This window comes from Noviherbaspirillum soli (genome assembly GCF_015352955.1).
In the GTDB taxonomy this organism is placed as follows: domain Bacteria; phylum Pseudomonadota; class Gammaproteobacteria; order Burkholderiales; family Burkholderiaceae_D; genus Noviherbaspirillum_A; species Noviherbaspirillum_A soli.
The window spans coordinates 1-15,418 of sequence record NZ_JACYOX010000049.1 but is presented as its reverse complement, the minus strand read 5'-3'; the positions used below and the strand labels follow the sequence as shown (position 1 = coordinate 15,418).

Sequence of the window (15,418 nt, the reverse complement as noted above, 5' to 3'; positions counted from 1 at the left end):
CTATGGCACTGACGACAGGCTACAAGACCATGGTGGAGCAGGCCGAATCGCGCATCAGGGCCTATACCGTGCAGGAAGTGCAGCAGAAGCTGGCCGACCCGCGGGTGCAGCTGGTGGACCTGCGCGATGTGCGCGAACTGGAACGCGAAGGCGTGATACCGGGCGCCTTCCATGCGCCGCGCGGCATGATCGAATTCTGGATCGACCCCGAGTCGCCGTATTTCAAGCCGGTGTTCGGCGAAGACCGCGAGTTCATCTTCTTCTGCGCCGCCGGCTGGCGCAGCGCGCTCACCACCGACACCGTGCAGACCATGGGCTTGAAGCCGGTGGCGCATATCGCCGGCGGCTTCTCTGCCTGGAAGGCGGCCGGCGCGCCGGTCGAGCAAAAGCCGGCAAAGGTTTCCAAGGCATGAAGCAGCGCGGCGCATCGACGGCATGCCCCTGCGGCGGCGGGCACTATGACAGCTGCTGCGGCCCCTGGCATCGCGGCGCGCCCGCGCCAACGGCGGCCGAGCTGATGCGCTCGCGCTACAGCGCCTATGCGCTGGGCCTGCATGACTACCTGGCGGCGACCTGGCATCCGCGCACCCGGCCGCCGCTGTCGGAGCTGCAGGACGACGGCGCAGCCTGCTGGCTGGGGCTGGAACTGCGTGCGGCCCAGGAACACGGGGACGAGGCGACGGTCGAATTCGTCGCCCGCTACAAGACCGGCGGGCGCGCCCACCGCCTGCATGAAGTCAGCCGCTTTCTGCGCGAGCAAGGGCGCTGGTTTTACCTTGACGGCACTTTTCCAGAAAGACAGGCATGACGACAGCACCGAACAGCAGCGCCAGCGATGAATGGATGGCGCGCAGCCTCAAAAGCGTGTGGCACCCATGCACGCAGATGCAGCACCATGAAACCATGCCGCTGGTGGCCCTGTCCCATGGCCGCGGCGCCTGGCTGTACGACCACGAGGGGCAGCGCTATCTCGACGCCATCAGTTCCTGGTGGGTCAACCTGTTCGGCCATGCGAATGCCCGCATCAATGCCGCGCTGAAGGACCAGCTCGACCTCTTGGAGCATGCGATGCTGGCCGGCTTCACCCATGAGCCGGTGGTGATGCTGTCCGAGCAGCTGTCGGCGCGCACCGGCGGCGCGCTCGGGCATTGCTTCTATGCCTCCGACGGCGCGTCGGCGGTGGAGATCGCGCTGAAGATGAGCTTCCATTCCTGGCGCAACCAGGGTTACACCGACAAGCTGGAATTCGTCTGCCTGCAGGGCAGCTACCACGGCGAGACCATCGGCGCGCTGTCGGTGACGGACGTGAAGCTGTTCCGCGATGCATACGGCCCGCTGCTGCGCGGCGTGCATGTGGTGCCGACGCCGGATGCGCGCAATGCGCTGGATAGCGAGACGCCGGTGGAAGTGGCCATGCGCGCCGCCGCGGCGCTGGAAACCCTGCTGCAGCAGCGCGCCGGCCGCATTGCCGCCATCATCGTCGAGCCGCTGGTGCAATGCGCGGCCGGCATGGCCATGCATGACCCGGCCTATCTGCGCGAGGTGCGCAAGCTCTGCGACCGCTACGGCGTGCACCTGGTCGCCGACGAGATCGCGGTCGGCTGCGGCCGCACCGGCAGCTTCTTCGCCTGCGAGCAGGCCGGCATCTGGCCCGACTTCCTGTGCCTGTCCAAGGGCATCTCCGGCGGCTACCTGCCGCTGTCGCTGGTGATGAGCAGCGATGCGGTCTACCGGTCGTTCTACGATAAAGACATCGCGCGCGGCTTCCTGCATTCCCACTCCTATACCGGCAATCCGCTGGCCTGCCGGGCCGCGCTGGCGACGCTGGCCATCTTCGACGAGGACGATGTGATCAACCGCAACCACCAGCGCGCCGCTGCGCTGTCGGCGGCGCTGGCGCCGCTGGCGGAAGATGCGCGCATCGCCAACTTCCGCCAGCGGGGCATGATCTGGGCCTTCGATGTGAAGGTCGAGCCGACCGGATTCGCGCGCCGCTTCTTCACCGCCGCGCTGAAGCATGAACTGCTGCTGCGGCCGATCGGCCGCACGGTCTACCTGATGCCGCCGTACGTGCTGGACGAGGCAGAAACCGCGCTGCTGGCCGAGCGCACGATGGCTGTACTGGATGAGGTGATGCCCGCATGAACGAACTGTTGAACCGCCTGCAGGCCGGCCTGCAAGCACTGGATGCGCAATCGCTGCGCCGCCGCCGGCGCACCGTGCATGGCCGCTGCGCGCCCGATACCGACGCCGACGGCCAGCCGCTGCGGGCCTTCTGCAGCAACGACTATCTCGGCCTGGCCTCGCATCCGGCCATCGTCGCCGCCCTGCGGGAAGGCGCCGCGCGCTATGGCGCCGGCAGCGGCGCCTCGCACCTGATCAGCGGCCACAGCCTGGCCCATGCGAAGGTGGAGGACGAGCTGGCGGCATTCATGGCGCCGCACCTGGAAGCGCCGCGCGCGCTGCTCTTTTCCACCGGCTACATGGCCAACCTGGCCGTGCTGTCGGCGCTGGGCGGCAAGGATGCCGAACTGTTTTCCGAGGAACTCAACCATGCCTCGCTGATCGACGGCGCCAGGCTGTCGCGCTCCCAGGTCAGCGTCTATCCGCATGGCGACCTCGACGCGCTGGAAGCGCTGCTCAAGGCCAGCCGTGCCCAGAACCGCATCGTGGTCACCGACAGCGTCTTCAGCATGGACGGCGACATCGCGCCGCTGCCACAACTGCTGGCCCTGTGCGAGCGCCATGGCGCCTGGCTGGTGGTGGACGATGCGCATGGCTTCGGCGTGCTGGGCGCGCAGGGCCGCGGCGCCCTGGAGCATTTCAACCTGCGCTCGCCGCAGCTGGTGTACATGGGCACGCTGGGCAAGGCGGCCGGCGTGTCCGGCGCCTTCGTCGCGGCGCATGACACCGTCATCGAATGGCTGGTGCAGCGGGCCCGTCCCTACATCTACACCACGGCCTCGCCGCCGGCGCTGGCCCATGCGCTGTCGGCCAGCCTGGCGCTGATCGCGGGCGAGGAGGGCGCCATGCGCCGCGCCCGCCTGAACATGCTGGTGACGGGCTTTCGCGCCGCGCTGCGGCTGAAACGCTGGGAACTGATGCCATCCGACACCGCAATCCAGCCGGTCTGCATAGGCGCATCAAGCACGGCGCTGGCCGCCAGCGCGGCACTGCAGCGCGGCGGCTTCTGGGTGCCGGCGATCCGTCCGCCGACCGTGCCGCGCGACACCGCCCGGCTGCGCGTGACCTTCTCGGCCGCGCATGCGCCGGAAGACATGCAGCGCCTGGTCCACGCGCTGCGGCTGACCGAGGAGGAATGCGATGCCAACTGATATCAAGCAACCCGCCTGGTTCGTTGCCGGCACCGATACCGAGATCGGCAAGACCCTGGTCGCCAGCGCCCTGACCCATGCCTGCGCCGCCAGTGGCCTGCGCACCGCCGCGATGAAGCCGATCGCCGCCGGCGCCGAGTGGCGCGACGGCGAACTGCATAACGATGACGTGGCCCAGCTTGCCGCTGCCGACAGCGCCGGCCTGCCACGCGCCTGGACCACGCCGTATCTGCTGCGAGAAGCCGCGGCGCCGCATATCGCGGCGGCGCTGGAAGGCGTATCCTTCGATCCGGCCCATCTGCTGGCCTGCTATCGCCAGGTGGCCGCCGCCGCCGACGCGGTGGTGGTCGAGGGCGTGGGCGGCTTCCGGGTGCCGCTCACCGACGGCTTCGACACCGCCGACCTGGCGCAACTGCTGGCATTGCCGGTGGTGCTGGTGGTCGGCATGCGGCTTGGCTGCATCAGCCATGCGCTGCTGACCGCCGAGGCGATCGCCGCGCGCGGACTGACGCTGGCCGGCTGGGTCGCCAACACGCCGGCTGCGGCCATGCCGCATCTGGATGCCAATATCGAGGCGCTGGCCGCAAGGCTGCCGGCGCCGCTTCTGGGACGGGTACCGCGGCTGGCGCAGCCCAGCGCCGCCGCCGCTGCCGCCTGCCTGGACTTCACCTGCCTGCCGGGCTGGCCCCGGACAGGCGCTGCCTCACTTTGAAAAAGGACATACCGATGTCGGCTCAACCGATCACCTTCCACGCCTGCCCCAAGCCCATTGCCGCCGACACCTGGCCGGTCGACGCCGTGCTGGCCCTGTTCGACCTGCCGTTCAACGAGCTGATGCTGCGCGCCCAGCAAATCCACCGCGAGCATTTCGATCCGGCCGAAGTGGAGCTGGCCACGCTGCTGTCGATCAAGACCGGCGGCTGCCCGGAAGACTGCGGCTACTGCCCGCAGGCGGCGCGCTACGACACCGGCGTGACCGCGCAGAAGATCCTGCCGCTGGACACCGTGCTGGAAGCGGCGCGCGCGGCCAGGGCCGAAGGCGCCACCCGCTTCTGCATGGGCGCCGCCTGGCGCGAGCCCAAGGACCGCGATCTCGACCATGTCGAGGAAATGGTGCGCGAGGTCAAGGCGCTGGGCATGGAGACCTGCGTCACGCTGGGCATGCTGGCCGAACACCAGGCCCAGCGCCTGAAGGACGCCGGCCTGGACTACTACAACCACAATCTCGACACCGCGCCCGAGTTCTATGAAAACATCATCAGCACCCGCGACTACCAGGACCGCCTGGACACGCTGGGCCGGGTGCGCGGCGCCGGCATCAAGGTCTGCAGCGGCGGCATCGTCGGCATGGGCGAGACCCGGCTGCAGCGCGCCGGCCTGATTGCGCAGCTGGCCAACATGGAGCCCTACCCGGAATCGGTGCCGATCAACCACCTGGTGCAGGTGCCGGGCACGCCGCTGTATGGCCAGGACGCGCTCGACCCGCTGGAATTCGTGCGCACCATCGCGGTGGCCCGCATCACCATGCCGAAGGCGCGGGTGCGGCTGTCAGCCGGCCGCCGCCAGCTTGGCGACGCGGTGCAGGCCATGTGCTTCATGGCCGGCGCCAATTCCATCTTCTACGGCGACAAGCTGCTGGTGACGGGCAACCCGGAAGTGGAGGAGGACCGCGCGCTGCTGGAGCGGCTGGGCCTGAAGGCCAAACATGCGCATACCGACGCGCGCTGCGAAGTCACGCAAGCCGCGGCACAGTAAGCAGCCGGCACGAACCGACGAAAAGAAACAGAGGAGACGAGACATCATGAAGATAGTGTTCCATGCAACCGGCGGCAGGCCGGAACCCTGGCTGGCCGACCTGGCCGCCAGCATCCCCGGCGCCGATGTGCGCGCCTGGCAGGAAGGCGACGATGCGCCGGCCGACTATGCGGTCGTGTGGCAGCCGCCGCGCGCCATGCTTTCCGGCCGCACCGGCCTGAAGGCCATCTTCAACCTTGGCGCCGGCGTCGACGGCATCATGGCGCTCGACGATGCGCTGCCGGCCGGCGTGCCGGTGGTGCGGCTGGACGATGCCGGCATGGGCGTGCAGATGGCCGAGTACGTCAGCCATGCGGTGCTGCGCTATTTCCGGCGCTTCGATGAATATGCGATGCAGCAGCAGGTGGGGCAATGGCGCTTCCTGAAGCCGCATGACAAGCGCAGCTTCACGGTCGGCATCCTCGGCCTGGGCATCCTCGGCAGCCGGATTGCGCAAAGCCTGCGCGACTTCGGCTTTCCGCTGCATGGCTGGAGCCGCAGTCCGAAGGACGTGGCGGGCGTGACCTGCCATGCCGGCGAGGAAGGGCTGGATGCCTTCCTGGCGGCCAGCAAGGTGCTGGTCTGCATCCTGCCGCTGACCGAGGAAACGCGCGGCATCCTGAACCGCGCCACGCTGGAAAAGCTGCCGCGGGGCGCCTATCTCGTCAACGTGGCGCGCGGCGCGCACCTGGTCGAGGAAGACCTGCTGGCGCTGGTGCAGTCCGGCCACATTGCCGGCGCCACGCTGGACGTGTTCCGCGAGGAGCCGCTGCCGCCGGCGCACCCGTTCTGGCAGGAGCCGCGCATCACCATCACGCCCCATGCGGCCGCCGTCACCCTGCGCGGCGACAGCGTGCGCCAGATCGCCGGCAAGATCGCCCAGCTGCAGCGCGGCGAAGCCATTGCCGGCGTGGTCGACCCACAGAAAGGATACTGAAATGGCACTTCCTGAATTGCCGAAGAAGGTCAAGATCGTCGAGGTCGGCCCGCGCGACGGCCTGCAGAACGAGAAGGAAACCATACCGGCCGATATCAAGATCGAGCTGGTCAACCGGCTGACCGCGGCCGGCTTCCCGAACATCGAGGCGGCATCCTTCGTGTCGCCGAAATGGGTGCCGCAGATGGCGACTTCGGCCGAGGTCATGGCCGGCATCAGCCGCAAGCCCGGCGTGGTGTATTCGGCGCTGGCGCCCAACATGAAGGGTTTCGAAGCGGCGCTGGCCGCCGGCGCCGACGAGATCGTGATCTTCGGCGCGGCATCCGAGGCCTTCTCGCAGAAGAACATCAACTGCTCGATCGCGGAATCGATCGAGCGCTTCCGCGACGTCGCCGAAGCGACCAAGCAGCACAAGCTGCGGCTGCGCGCAGCGGTCAGCTGCGCCTTCGGCTGTCCCTACCAGGGCGAGGTGCCGCTGGACGCGGTGGCCGACGTGGTGGCCCGCCTGCGCGACCTCGGCTGCGACGAGATCGACATCGCCGACACCATCGGCGTGGCCACGCCGAAGAAGGTGCATGAAGTGATGCCGCGGGTGATCCGCGAGTTTCCGATCGCGGGCCTGTCCGGCCATTTCCACGATACCTACGGCCAGGCGGTGGCCAATATTTACGCCAGCCTGGAAGTGGGCATCAGCATCTTCCATTCATCGGTGGCTGGCCTCGGCGGCTGCCCGTATGCCAAGGGCGCCACCGGCAATGTCGCCACCGAGGATGTGCTCTACCTGATGCAGGGACTGGGCATCGAGACCGGCGTGGACCTGGATGCGGTGGTCGATGCCGGCCAGTTCATCGCCGGCCATCTCGGCAGGCGGGCCGCCAGCCGGGTGGGCAATGCGATCGCCGCGAAGCGGGCGCAATGATCCTGTTCGATCCCGATGCGCCCGGTCCGGCGCCGTCGCCCTGCATCAGCATTTGCCAGATGGATGCCGGCACCGGCCTGTGCGTCGGCTGCCAGCGCACGATAGAGGAGATCGTCGCCTGGGGCAGCGCGTCGGATGCCGAGCGACGCGCGGTATGGCGCGAGATCGCGCGCCGGCGTGACGCGATGTTTGATGACGATGCCGCCTAAAGGACACCATGCAGATCGGTTTTTACCAGCCTGAAAAGACAGTCACCGGCCCGGCCTACGGCCCTGGCTTCAAGATCATGGCCACCGTGCTGTGCGCGGTGCTGGCGGGCTATGGCACCACGGTGGCGCTGCGCTATCCGCTGCTGCAATACGGCATCGGCGTGCAGTTGCTGCTGCTGGGCGCGGCGCTGATGCTGGGCGTGAGCTATTACTGGTTCCTGCGCTCGGTGGTGATCATCGACGAGCGCGGCATCCGCCAGACCTGGATGTTCAACCGCCAGGTCGAATGGCGCGACGTGCGCAGCGCCAAGATGATAGGCATACCCTTCTTCACCTGGCTGTTCCCGCCGCGGCTGGTGGTGCGCACCGGGAATGCCTTCGCCACCTTCAATGGCGGCAGCAAGCCTGTGCTGATCGAGTTCGCCAAGATTTCCCTTGCCTACCAGATGAAGAAATGAGCCTGCCCGATTCCATGCATGTGCTGCAGCGCGGCTGGCTGTCGTCCAACAACATCCTGTTCATCGGCCGCGAGCAGACCGCGCTGGTCGACAGCGGCTATGCGACCCATGCACCGCAGACGCTGCAGCTGGTGGCGCACCTGCTGCAGGGCCGTCCACTGGACCTGCTGCTCAACACCCATACCCATTCCGACCATGTCGGCGGCAACGCCGCGCTGCAGCAGGCCCATGGCTGCCGCACCGTCATCCCGGCAGCGGAAGCGCCGGCGGTGCGCGACTGGAACGAGGATGCGTTGAGCTACCGCGCCACCGGCCAGCACTGCCCGCGCTTTCGCTTTGACGCCACCATGGCGGCCGGCGATACCCTGGTGCTGGGCGATATGGAATGGCAGGTGCTGGGCGCGCCGGGACATGATCCGCATTCGCTGATCCTGTATTGCCCGTCGCAGCAAATCCTGATCTCGGCCGACGCGCTGTGGGAAAACGGCTTCGGCGTGATCTTCCCCGAGCTGGAAGGCGAGCCGGGCTTCGACGCAACCCGCGCCACGCTGGAGCAGATCGCCGCGCTCGACGTGCGCCTGGTCATTCCCGGTCACGGCGCGCCGTTTTCCGACGTGGCCGGCGCGCTGCAGCGGGCGTTCAAGCGGCTGGACTACCTGGCGGCCGATCCGGCGCGAAATGCGCAGAATGGCATCAAGGTGCTGGTCAAGTTCCGGCTGCTGGAGAAGAAGCGTATCCCGTTGACGGAATTGCGGCAATGGATGCATGACGTGCCCCTGCTGGCAACGTCGAACCGCATGCATCTGCGCATGGAGGAGGATGCACTGGCGGACTGGACTGCGTCGCAACTGGTCAGGGCCGGGGTCGCCAGGGTCGAACAGGGCACGCTGGTGGACTGCTGAAAGCAGGCCTGTCCTTCCAGGTTCCTGTGCGAGGCAATAAAGCAGCAACCCATCCTTGCTCAACGCATGATCACGGGAAATTGTTGCAATTTTTCACTTAACAAAAAGTTATCTATTAACAGTTTAAGTGCTTTTGCGAAACATTCCTTCATTTTCCCTAGAATTGTCGATCCAGCAATATCGCTGGGTATCTTTCAGGGAAAATCATGAAAGCAAAATCCATTATCTCGGCGCTGGTTCTTGCGCTTCCGGCGCTTGCCGCCACTTCTGCCCTGGCTGCCGACGCAGCCGTCAACCCCTCGTTTTATGTCGGCGGCGGCCTGGGCAAGTCAGACTTCAAAATCAATTGCGAGGCTGGCCTTTCCTGCTCCAATCCGAGCGTCAATGTCAAGTTGCTTGCGGGTTATCAGTTCTCTCCCAACTTTGCAGTTGAAGGCGCCTATGCGAACTACGGAACTGTCAAGGCAAGCGATGAAAGTTACAAGCTAAAAGCGCGTCTGCACAGTTTCACCCTGGCTGGTCTTGGCATTATTCCGTTGAGCAATGAAGTGCAGGTGTTCGGCAAGCTCGGCGTTCATTTTTCGCGCGGCAAACTTGATGTCGCCTACCCATACGAAGGCATAAGCGGTTCTGACAGCGGTCACAAGACCGGGCTGCTGCTGGGTGCAGGCGTGCAATATGACTTCACCAGGAACCTTGCCGGCCGATTCGAGTATGAACGGCTGAATTTTGGCTCCGATACGCTGCTCACCGACAAAAACAACCTCAATGTGTTCAGTCTGGGTCTGCTGTACAAGTTCTGATCGCGGGTTCGACCCGAACCGGATCGCCCGGTTCGGGTTGTCATGACCAGCATCCTGCCATTACGTCACCAGCGTTTTACCGGTTCCCTTCTTCGCTCCGAGCCAGCCTCCATCAGCATCCGCCAAACAAGGCACGACCGTACTTTTTGTGCCCTATAATCTGCTGCGCCGGTCAGCGATCGGCTGATCCGTAATTCATTCATCCTATCCTGTGAGGTTGCCATGGCATTGCCCGTTGCGCTGCAGAACCTGCGTCTTCCCGTCATCGGATCGCCCCTGTTTATTGCCAGCGGTCCGGCTCTGGTGACAGCCCAGTGCAAGGCGGGCATCGTCGGCTCCTTCCCCGCGCTGAACGCGCGCCCGGCCGAGTTGCTCGATACCTGGCTGACCCAGATCCAGAACGACCTGGCGGAATACGGCAAGGCCCATCCCGATGCCAGGATTGGTCCGATTGCCGTCAACCAGATCGTCCACCAGTCCAATGACAGGCTGGCGCATGACGTGGAAGTCTGCGTGCGGCACCGGGTTCCCATCATCATTTCCTCGCTGCGCGCGCCGCCGAAGGAGATGCTGGATGCGATCCACAGCTATGGCGGCATCGTGCTGCATGACGTGATTTCGATCCGCCATGCAAAGAAGGCGCTGGAGGCGGGCGTCGACGGCCTGATCCTGGTGGCGGCGGGTGCGGGCGGCCATGCCGGTGCGCTGTCGCCGTTCGCGCTGGTGGGCGAGGTGCGCAAGTTCTTCAGCGGCCCGATTGCGCTGTCGGGATCGATCGCCACCGGCGATGCGATCCTGGCCGCCCAGGCCATGGGTGCGGACTTCGCTTACATCGGTTCGCGCTGGCTGGCAACGAAGGAGTCGAATGTCGACGACGCCTACCGCCAGGCCATCGTTGAATCGAGCGCCGCCGACATCGTCTATACCAACCTGTTCACCGGCGTGCATGGCAATTACCTGAAGAAGTCCATCGTCACCGCCGGCCTCGACCCGGAAAACCTGCCGCAGGCCGACAAGAGCGTGATGAACTTCGGCTCCGGCGGCGGCGCCAAGGCCAAGGCCTGGCGCGACATCTGGGGCGCCGGCCAGGGCGTGGGCCTGATGGACGACGTGCCCACGGTGGCCGAAGTTGTTGAACGCCTGTCCAATGAATATGCCGCGGCGCGCCAGCGCCTGGCGCTGTAAGGAGAAGATCATGCCCAAAGCCTATGTCGTTGCGGAAATCCAGGTCAGCAACCCCGAGGGCTATGCGGACTACCGTGCGCTGTCGACGGCTTCCGTGGCACAGTACGGCGGCGTCTGGCTGGCCCGCGGCGGCCAGCGCATCCAGTGCGAGGGGGGCGATGCGCAGCACAACGAAAACTGGCGCACCGTGGTGGTGGAATATCCCTCGCTGGAACAGGCGCGTGCCTGGTACGACTCGCCGGAATACACCCGTGCCAGGGAGATACGGCAGGCTCACTCGATAGGGCGGCTGTTCATCGTGGAAGGCATTTAGGCGCTGGCACTGCAGAGGCGCAGAAGCGCAGCGGGTCTGTAGGGTGCAATACCCGAAGGGCATTGCACCAGACCTCCGGTCAAGGGAAGTGACAGACGGCGTAATGCCCTTCGGGTATTACGCCCTACGCCAACTGGCCAGGCCGAAAGCGCTCTATTCGTCAGCATTGGAGCTGGTTATTTCCTCCAGAGGAGGATCTTGCGGGTTGTCTTCCGCAGCATTCTTCATGGTGTCCTTCTTGATGTCCTTCATGCTGTACTCCGTGTCGTCCTTCGCCTCGTCGTTGTTCTGGTTCTCCCTGCTGTAATCGCGCTTGTACTTCATATCGGTATTGCCGATCTGTCGAGGAATGCGCTGTGTTACCGAAGCCGCTGGGTCGGCGGCATTGCGGCGCAAGGAAACGGCAGCGCCGAGGACGACGCCAAGCAAGGCACCGCCTGCGCCGATCGCGAAGCCATAGAGCGCAGACCGTTTCTCATTTTCGGCGCATGACGAACCGGTCTGTGGACCGACTTGGCCAGTGGCGGGCTGGGCCGTGCAATTGAGCCGATACTGGGGACCCAGCGTGCGCATGGGGGATGATGTCACCCACACAAAATCGTCGGTCGCGTTCCTGTAGGCTGGACTGATCATGCTGGCCAGCGACTCAATGGCATCCGGAGGCAGAATCACGACATTTCCCTTGCCTGGCGCCGCCGCCAGCACGGTATCGAGCAACACCTTTCCATCGCAGAGCGAGCGCACTGGAACGCAGTCCACCGATGTGCCGCAGGGAAGGGTAGCGAGCACATCAGGGGTCGCAGTAAAGACGCGCACCTCCTTTTTCAAAAGAAAAGACAGCATCGTCTTCAGTTGCTCCGCTCGCCGTTCGTCGCGCGGCTGGCTCGTCTCCAGCAAGACGAGCAGACCGTCCAGTGACAGCGTGTCCGGATCGAAGGAAGGCATTACGACCCAGCTGGCGCTGCGGGCGGGCTCCGATGCATACAGGCGCGCGAACCGGTGAGAATAGCTTGCATGCAGGCCCAGTGATTCGACCAGTTCAGAAAACTCGCCGATATCACTGCCCAGAGGCAGTGCGGCTGATTTCTCTATGGGTTCTGCGTAATCGCCAGTTCCCTTGCCTTCCAGTCCGCTCGCCGCCGCGCTGGGAAAGCGTGGCATGACCGCCTCCAGCACCGCCTCGGAGACCGACCGCAAACCACTTGCCAGCGAGGTGGCCTGCTGGAGCAGGGACCTCCCTTGCGATGGCCCAGCCTCGCGCGCACTCACCCTTGGCGCTTCATATACCGGCAGGCCCGCTTCAAGCCTTTCCCTGCGGCAGCGTGCGGCGATCTGTTCCCGTGTCAGCCTGGTTCGTTCGGTATGCAGCTGGCCGACGATGTAGTTGCTGGCACTTGCATGCGGCGCAATCCCGGAACACAGCTGTGCGCCGAGTTGGACATACATGTTTGCTCTTGAAGGAGCCAGCTTGCTTTCGTTCATGGATACTCCAGAAAAGTCCCGTCCGGTATTGAACGGCGGGCCTCTGAGTAGCTGGCACCATGGTTTTGTTCAGCTGCCGGCTATAGGTGCGACACGGCACGAGACACCGTGTGTCGCCAGTGCAAGCAGCCATTCAAGCTATTCAAATTTCCGCGCATCCTCGATCACCCGTCCATCATTGGGCAGCGTGCCGGGCGCGACCAGCCTGACTTCGCCGCGCAGCTTGGTCACGTCGCGGATGGTGGCCACGATGCCGGCCGCCATGCCGTCGTCCTGCGGCTGGTCGACCTCGCAGAACAGCGTCATCACGTCATTGGCCATCTCGCCGCTGACCACCAGCCGCGCCCGCCGGACTTGCGGATGGCGCCGCATCACATCGGCCACCTGGGATGGATGCACGAACATGGCGCGCACCTTGGTGGTCTGGTCGGCCCGCCCCAGCCAGCCGCGGATGCGCACATTGCTGCGGCCGCAGGGCGACATGCCCGGCAGCACGGCAGAAAGGTCGCCGGTGGCAAAGCGGATCAGCGGATAGTCGGGATTGAAGGCGGTCACCACCACTTCGCCGACCTCGCCCTCGGGCACAGGGTCGCCAGTGCCGGGGCGCACGATTTCGAGCAGCACCTCTTCATCCAGCAGCATGCCCGGATGGACTTCGCCATCGGTCATGCTTTCATAGGCGATGTTGCCTATGTCGGCCGAGCCGTAGGTCTGCAGCACATGCGGCACGCCGTGCTCCCGCAGCCATGCACGCAGCGAAGGCGGCAATGCTTCCGCGCCCACCAGTGCGCGGCGCAGGCTGCCGATATCGGCATCCATCTCCAGCGCCTTCTCGACGATGATCTTCAGGAATGACGGCGTGCCCGCATAGGCGTGCGGCCTGAGCGCGGCGATCGCCTGCACCTGCATCTCGGTCTGACCGCTGCCGGCGGGAATCACCGGGCAGCCCAGCTTCCTGGCGCCGCCTTCCACCATGAAGGCGGCCGGCGTGAAGTGATAGGAAAAGCAGTTCTGTACCAGCTCGCCGCGCCGCAGGCCGAGTGCATGGAAGGGGCGGGCATAGCGCCACCAGTCCTCTCCGCAGCCTTCGGGGTCGAAGATGGGACCGGGCGACATGAAGATGCGCGACAGCGACTGCAGCGGCGTGGCGTTCATGCCGCCGAACGGCGGTTGGGCCTGCTGCAGCTGCTTCAGGTCGGACTTGCGGGTCACGGGCAGCCGGGCCAGCGCGGCGCGGCTGGTGATGTCTCCCGCATCGATGTGCCCGAGCAGCCTTGCCCAGCCGGGCGCGCCTTTTGCACGCTCGATCAGCGACGGCAGGCGCGTCATCAGGTCGCGTTCACGCTGTTGCGGGTCGCGGGTTTCCAGTTCGTCGAAGTAGACGGTCATGATGCGATTCCCTTTCAGGCCAGCCAGCGCTTGCGGCGGCGGTAGAACTTCATGTCGCGAAAGCTCTTGCGGCCCGCGCCCGATACGCCGAGATAGAACTCCTTCACGTCCTCATTGGCCGCCAGCGCCGCCGCCTCGCCTTCCATCACGACCCGGCCGTTCTCCAGGATGTAGCCGAAGTCGGCATAGCGCAGCGCGACCGTGGTGTTCTGCTCGGCCAGCAGGAAGGACACGTTTTCCTTTCTGTTCAGGTCCTTCACGATCTCGAAGATCTCCTCGACGATCTGCGGCGCCAGGCCCATCGACGGTTCATCGAGCAGGATCATCGACGGCTGCGCCATCAGCGAGCGGCCGATCGCGCACATTTGCTGTTCGCCCCCCGAGGTATAGCCGGCCTGCGAAGTACGCCGCTCCTTCAGGCGCGGGAAGTAGTGATACACCTTGTCCAGCGCCTGCTGCAGCTCGCGCCGCGACAGCCGGCGTGTATAGGCGCCGGTGAGCAGGTTTTCCTCTATCGTCAGGTGGCCGAAGCAGTGTCGTCCTTCCATCACCTGCGACAGGCCGCGCTGCACCAGGGCGTTCGGCGTGAGCTGGTCGATGCGTTCGCCGTCAAAGGTGACGCTGCCTTTCGTGACATCGCCGCGCTCGCCGCGCAGCAGGGTGGAGATGGCTTTCAGCGTAGTGGACTTGCCGGCGCCGTTGCCGCCCATCAGGGCGACGACGCTGCCGCGCGGGACCTGCAGGGAGACGCCTTTCAGGACCAGGATCACGTGGTCGTAGATGACTTCGATGTTGTTGACGGCGAGGTAGGGAGGAGAGGGGTTGGTTTCGGGTGTCATGGGGTTTGCTCTCGTTGCGGGGCATCTGGGTTGGCGGATGGCGACGGGGCGCCTTCAAGGTTCTGGGGGGATGCGGTGCAAATGGGTTTGCCATCGGTGCGGTGCCCATTGCCGTTGCCGTTGCTCTTGACGTACGCGCAGCGACAGTTGCGGTTGCCTTTGACCTTGCCGTTGCGGTTGCCGTTGCCGTTGCAGTTGCAGTTAGGGTCCCCGTCTGTGTACCGCCGTGCCGTCGATGCCCGGAGCGGGAAAAGGTGCGGCGTCTGTCTGAGCGCAGCGCAGCGTAGCGAGTTTAGCCGCGCCCCGCTCCGGGCATCGACGGCACGGGAACCCCGCGTAGCGGGGCGGCACAGTCGGGGTCGCCTTTTTTGGTTACTTTTTCGGCGAAGCAAAAAAGTGACTCGCCCGCCGGGGCGAACACCCGGCTTGGTCATGACGACAGTGCAATCGTATTGCGTCACCGGAGTTGATCCTTAGCGAAGGAACGCCTTTGACGTTGAAGTCTTTAACCTCTAACGACAAAGGCGACAGTGCGGTCCTCCTGCCCTGATGATGCAATCAGATTGCACTGTCGTGGAGACAAGCCGGGAATCCGTCCCGGCGGCCGGGTCACTTTTTTTGCTTCGCGGTATGTGTCAAGGTAGTTGTCGCCAAATTAGTCATGCAGCACGTGGCATCGCGGCCGGCAAAGCCTCCTTTCGCTCGGGGTTCAGATACACCACCTCGTCAAGATCCCAATGGCGCACGGCGCCTGCCCAGCGCTGCGGCTTGGCGGCCCGGGCGGCTTGATAGACCGCCTTGCGATGGGCCAGCAGCTGGTCCGCCTGGCCACGATGACGCTGATCCGGCGTCA

The 15,418-nt window shown here is 65.3% G+C and carries 17 protein-coding genes and 1 pseudogene; 14 read left to right on the top strand and 4 right to left on the bottom strand.

Annotated features, from left to right (window positions below; genetic code table 11):
- Nucleotides 1–2 precede the first annotated feature (2 nt).
- From IGW04_RS23040 to IGW04_RS22975, 14 genes are all read left to right on the top strand, one after another.
- Nucleotides 3–413 (top strand): rhodanese-like domain-containing protein, encoded by a 411-nt coding sequence (locus tag IGW04_RS23040; RefSeq protein ID WP_194715446.1) that lies wholly within the window; start codon nucleotides 3–5, stop codon nucleotides 411–413.
- Nucleotides 410–808 carry a YchJ family protein gene (locus tag IGW04_RS23035; protein ID WP_194715445.1) on the top strand — a complete coding sequence of 133 codons (399 nt, stop codon included), beginning with the start codon at nucleotides 410–412 and terminating at the stop codon, nucleotides 806–808. The genes IGW04_RS23040 and IGW04_RS23035 overlap by 4 nt, the downstream gene beginning before the upstream one ends.
- On the top strand, nucleotides 805–2,145 hold the full coding sequence (locus IGW04_RS23030) for an adenosylmethionine--8-amino-7-oxononanoate transaminase (protein WP_194715444.1): 1,341 nt from the start codon (nucleotides 805–807) through the stop codon (nucleotides 2,143–2,145). Before IGW04_RS23035 ends, IGW04_RS23030 begins: the two co-directional genes overlap by 4 nt.
- The gene (gene bioF, locus IGW04_RS23025; RefSeq protein WP_194715443.1) at nucleotides 2,142–3,335 is read left to right on the top strand and encodes an 8-amino-7-oxononanoate synthase; all 1,194 of its coding nucleotides are present in this window, start codon (nucleotides 2,142–2,144) and stop codon (nucleotides 3,333–3,335) included. Before IGW04_RS23030 ends, bioF begins: the two co-directional genes overlap by 4 nt.
- A complete protein-coding gene (gene bioD, locus IGW04_RS23020) occupies nucleotides 3,325–4,047 on the top strand; it encodes a dethiobiotin synthase (protein WP_194715442.1) in 723 nt (240 codons plus the stop codon). The genes bioF and bioD overlap by 11 nt, the downstream gene beginning before the upstream one ends.
- Before the next feature lie 14 nt (nucleotides 4,048–4,061).
- A complete protein-coding gene (gene bioB / locus IGW04_RS23015) occupies nucleotides 4,062–5,090 on the top strand; it encodes a biotin synthase BioB (protein ID WP_194715441.1) in 1,029 nt (342 codons plus the stop codon).
- Nucleotides 5,091–5,136: 46 nt separating this feature from the next.
- Complete coding sequence (locus IGW04_RS23010; RefSeq protein ID WP_194715440.1) at nucleotides 5,137–6,066, top strand: 2-hydroxyacid dehydrogenase; 930 nt, start codon at nucleotides 5,137–5,139, stop codon at nucleotides 6,064–6,066.
- 1 nt (nucleotide 6,067) lies between these two features.
- The gene (locus IGW04_RS23005) at nucleotides 6,068–6,985 is read left to right on the top strand and encodes a hydroxymethylglutaryl-CoA lyase (protein WP_194715439.1); all 918 of its coding nucleotides are present in this window, start codon (nucleotides 6,068–6,070) and stop codon (nucleotides 6,983–6,985) included.
- The gene (locus tag IGW04_RS23000; RefSeq protein WP_194715438.1) at nucleotides 6,982–7,194 is read left to right on the top strand and encodes a DUF1289 domain-containing protein; all 213 of its coding nucleotides are present in this window, start codon (nucleotides 6,982–6,984) and stop codon (nucleotides 7,192–7,194) included. Before IGW04_RS23005 ends, IGW04_RS23000 begins: the two co-directional genes overlap by 4 nt.
- Nucleotides 7,195–7,202: 8 nt before the next feature.
- Nucleotides 7,203–7,652 carry a hypothetical protein gene (locus IGW04_RS22995; protein ID WP_194715437.1) on the top strand — a complete coding sequence of 150 codons (450 nt, stop codon included), beginning with the start codon at nucleotides 7,203–7,205 and terminating at the stop codon, nucleotides 7,650–7,652.
- Complete coding sequence (locus IGW04_RS22990; RefSeq protein ID WP_194715436.1) at nucleotides 7,649–8,554, top strand: MBL fold metallo-hydrolase; 906 nt, start codon at nucleotides 7,649–7,651, stop codon at nucleotides 8,552–8,554. Before IGW04_RS22995 ends, IGW04_RS22990 begins: the two co-directional genes overlap by 4 nt.
- Before the next feature lie 206 nt (nucleotides 8,555–8,760).
- On the top strand, nucleotides 8,761–9,357 hold the full coding sequence (locus IGW04_RS22985) for an outer membrane beta-barrel protein (RefSeq protein ID WP_194715435.1): 597 nt from the start codon (nucleotides 8,761–8,763) through the stop codon (nucleotides 9,355–9,357).
- Between the two features lie 222 nt (nucleotides 9,358–9,579).
- The gene (locus tag IGW04_RS22980; RefSeq protein ID WP_194715434.1) at nucleotides 9,580–10,542 is read left to right on the top strand and encodes an NAD(P)H-dependent flavin oxidoreductase; all 963 of its coding nucleotides are present in this window, start codon (nucleotides 9,580–9,582) and stop codon (nucleotides 10,540–10,542) included.
- Nucleotides 10,543–10,552: 10 nt separating this feature from the next.
- Nucleotides 10,553–10,855 carry a DUF1330 domain-containing protein gene (locus tag IGW04_RS22975; RefSeq protein ID WP_194715433.1) on the top strand — a complete coding sequence of 101 codons (303 nt, stop codon included), beginning with the start codon at nucleotides 10,553–10,555 and terminating at the stop codon, nucleotides 10,853–10,855.
- Between the two features lie 153 nt (nucleotides 10,856–11,008).
- Here the strand turns inward: IGW04_RS22975 and IGW04_RS22970 are convergent, their stop codons facing one another.
- The 4 genes and pseudogenes from IGW04_RS22970 to IGW04_RS22955 all read right to left on the bottom strand — a co-directional run.
- A complete protein-coding gene (locus tag IGW04_RS22970; protein WP_194715432.1) occupies nucleotides 11,009–12,337 on the bottom strand; it encodes a hypothetical protein in 1,329 nt (442 codons plus the stop codon).
- A gap of 138 nt (nucleotides 12,338–12,475) precedes the next feature.
- Nucleotides 12,476–13,726 carry a phenylacetate--CoA ligase family protein gene (locus IGW04_RS22965; RefSeq protein WP_194715431.1) on the bottom strand — a complete coding sequence of 417 codons (1,251 nt, stop codon included), beginning with the start codon at nucleotides 13,724–13,726 and terminating at the stop codon, nucleotides 12,476–12,478.
- 14 nt (nucleotides 13,727–13,740) lie between these two features.
- On the bottom strand, nucleotides 13,741–14,565 hold the full coding sequence (locus tag IGW04_RS22960) for an ABC transporter ATP-binding protein (protein WP_194715430.1): 825 nt from the start codon (nucleotides 14,563–14,565) through the stop codon (nucleotides 13,741–13,743).
- 659 nt (nucleotides 14,566–15,224) lie between these two features.
- A pseudogene (locus IGW04_RS22955) lies at nucleotides 15,225–15,418 on the bottom strand (hypothetical protein); the annotation flags it as partial.

Coding starts and splice junctions, on each gene's coding strand:
- IGW04_RS23040 (WP_194715446.1), top strand. CDS start 3: ATGGCACTGACGACAGGCTACAAGACCATGGTGGAGCAGGCCGAATCG.
- IGW04_RS23035 (WP_194715445.1), top strand. CDS start 410: ATGAAGCAGCGCGGCGCATCGACGGCATGCCCCTGCGGCGGCGGGCAC.
- IGW04_RS23030 (WP_194715444.1), top strand. CDS start 805: ATGACGACAGCACCGAACAGCAGCGCCAGCGATGAATGGATGGCGCGC.
- bioF (WP_194715443.1), top strand. CDS start 2,142: ATGAACGAACTGTTGAACCGCCTGCAGGCCGGCCTGCAAGCACTGGAT.
- bioD (WP_194715442.1), top strand. CDS start 3,325: ATGCCAACTGATATCAAGCAACCCGCCTGGTTCGTTGCCGGCACCGAT.
- bioB (WP_194715441.1), top strand. CDS start 4,062: ATGTCGGCTCAACCGATCACCTTCCACGCCTGCCCCAAGCCCATTGCC.
- IGW04_RS23010 (WP_194715440.1), top strand. CDS start 5,137: ATGAAGATAGTGTTCCATGCAACCGGCGGCAGGCCGGAACCCTGGCTG.
- IGW04_RS23005 (WP_194715439.1), top strand. CDS start 6,068: ATGGCACTTCCTGAATTGCCGAAGAAGGTCAAGATCGTCGAGGTCGGC.
- IGW04_RS23000 (WP_194715438.1), top strand. CDS start 6,982: ATGATCCTGTTCGATCCCGATGCGCCCGGTCCGGCGCCGTCGCCCTGC.
- IGW04_RS22995 (WP_194715437.1), top strand. CDS start 7,203: ATGCAGATCGGTTTTTACCAGCCTGAAAAGACAGTCACCGGCCCGGCC.
- IGW04_RS22990 (WP_194715436.1), top strand. CDS start 7,649: ATGAGCCTGCCCGATTCCATGCATGTGCTGCAGCGCGGCTGGCTGTCG.
- IGW04_RS22985 (WP_194715435.1), top strand. CDS start 8,761: ATGAAAGCAAAATCCATTATCTCGGCGCTGGTTCTTGCGCTTCCGGCG.
- IGW04_RS22980 (WP_194715434.1), top strand. CDS start 9,580: ATGGCATTGCCCGTTGCGCTGCAGAACCTGCGTCTTCCCGTCATCGGA.
- IGW04_RS22975 (WP_194715433.1), top strand. CDS start 10,553: ATGCCCAAAGCCTATGTCGTTGCGGAAATCCAGGTCAGCAACCCCGAG.
- IGW04_RS22970 (WP_194715432.1), bottom strand. CDS start 12,337: ATGAACGAAAGCAAGCTGGCTCCTTCAAGAGCAAACATGTATGTCCAA.
- IGW04_RS22965 (WP_194715431.1), bottom strand. CDS start 13,726: ATGACCGTCTACTTCGACGAACTGGAAACCCGCGACCCGCAACAGCGT.
- IGW04_RS22960 (WP_194715430.1), bottom strand. CDS start 14,565: ATGACACCCGAAACCAACCCCTCTCCTCCCTACCTCGCCGTCAACAAC.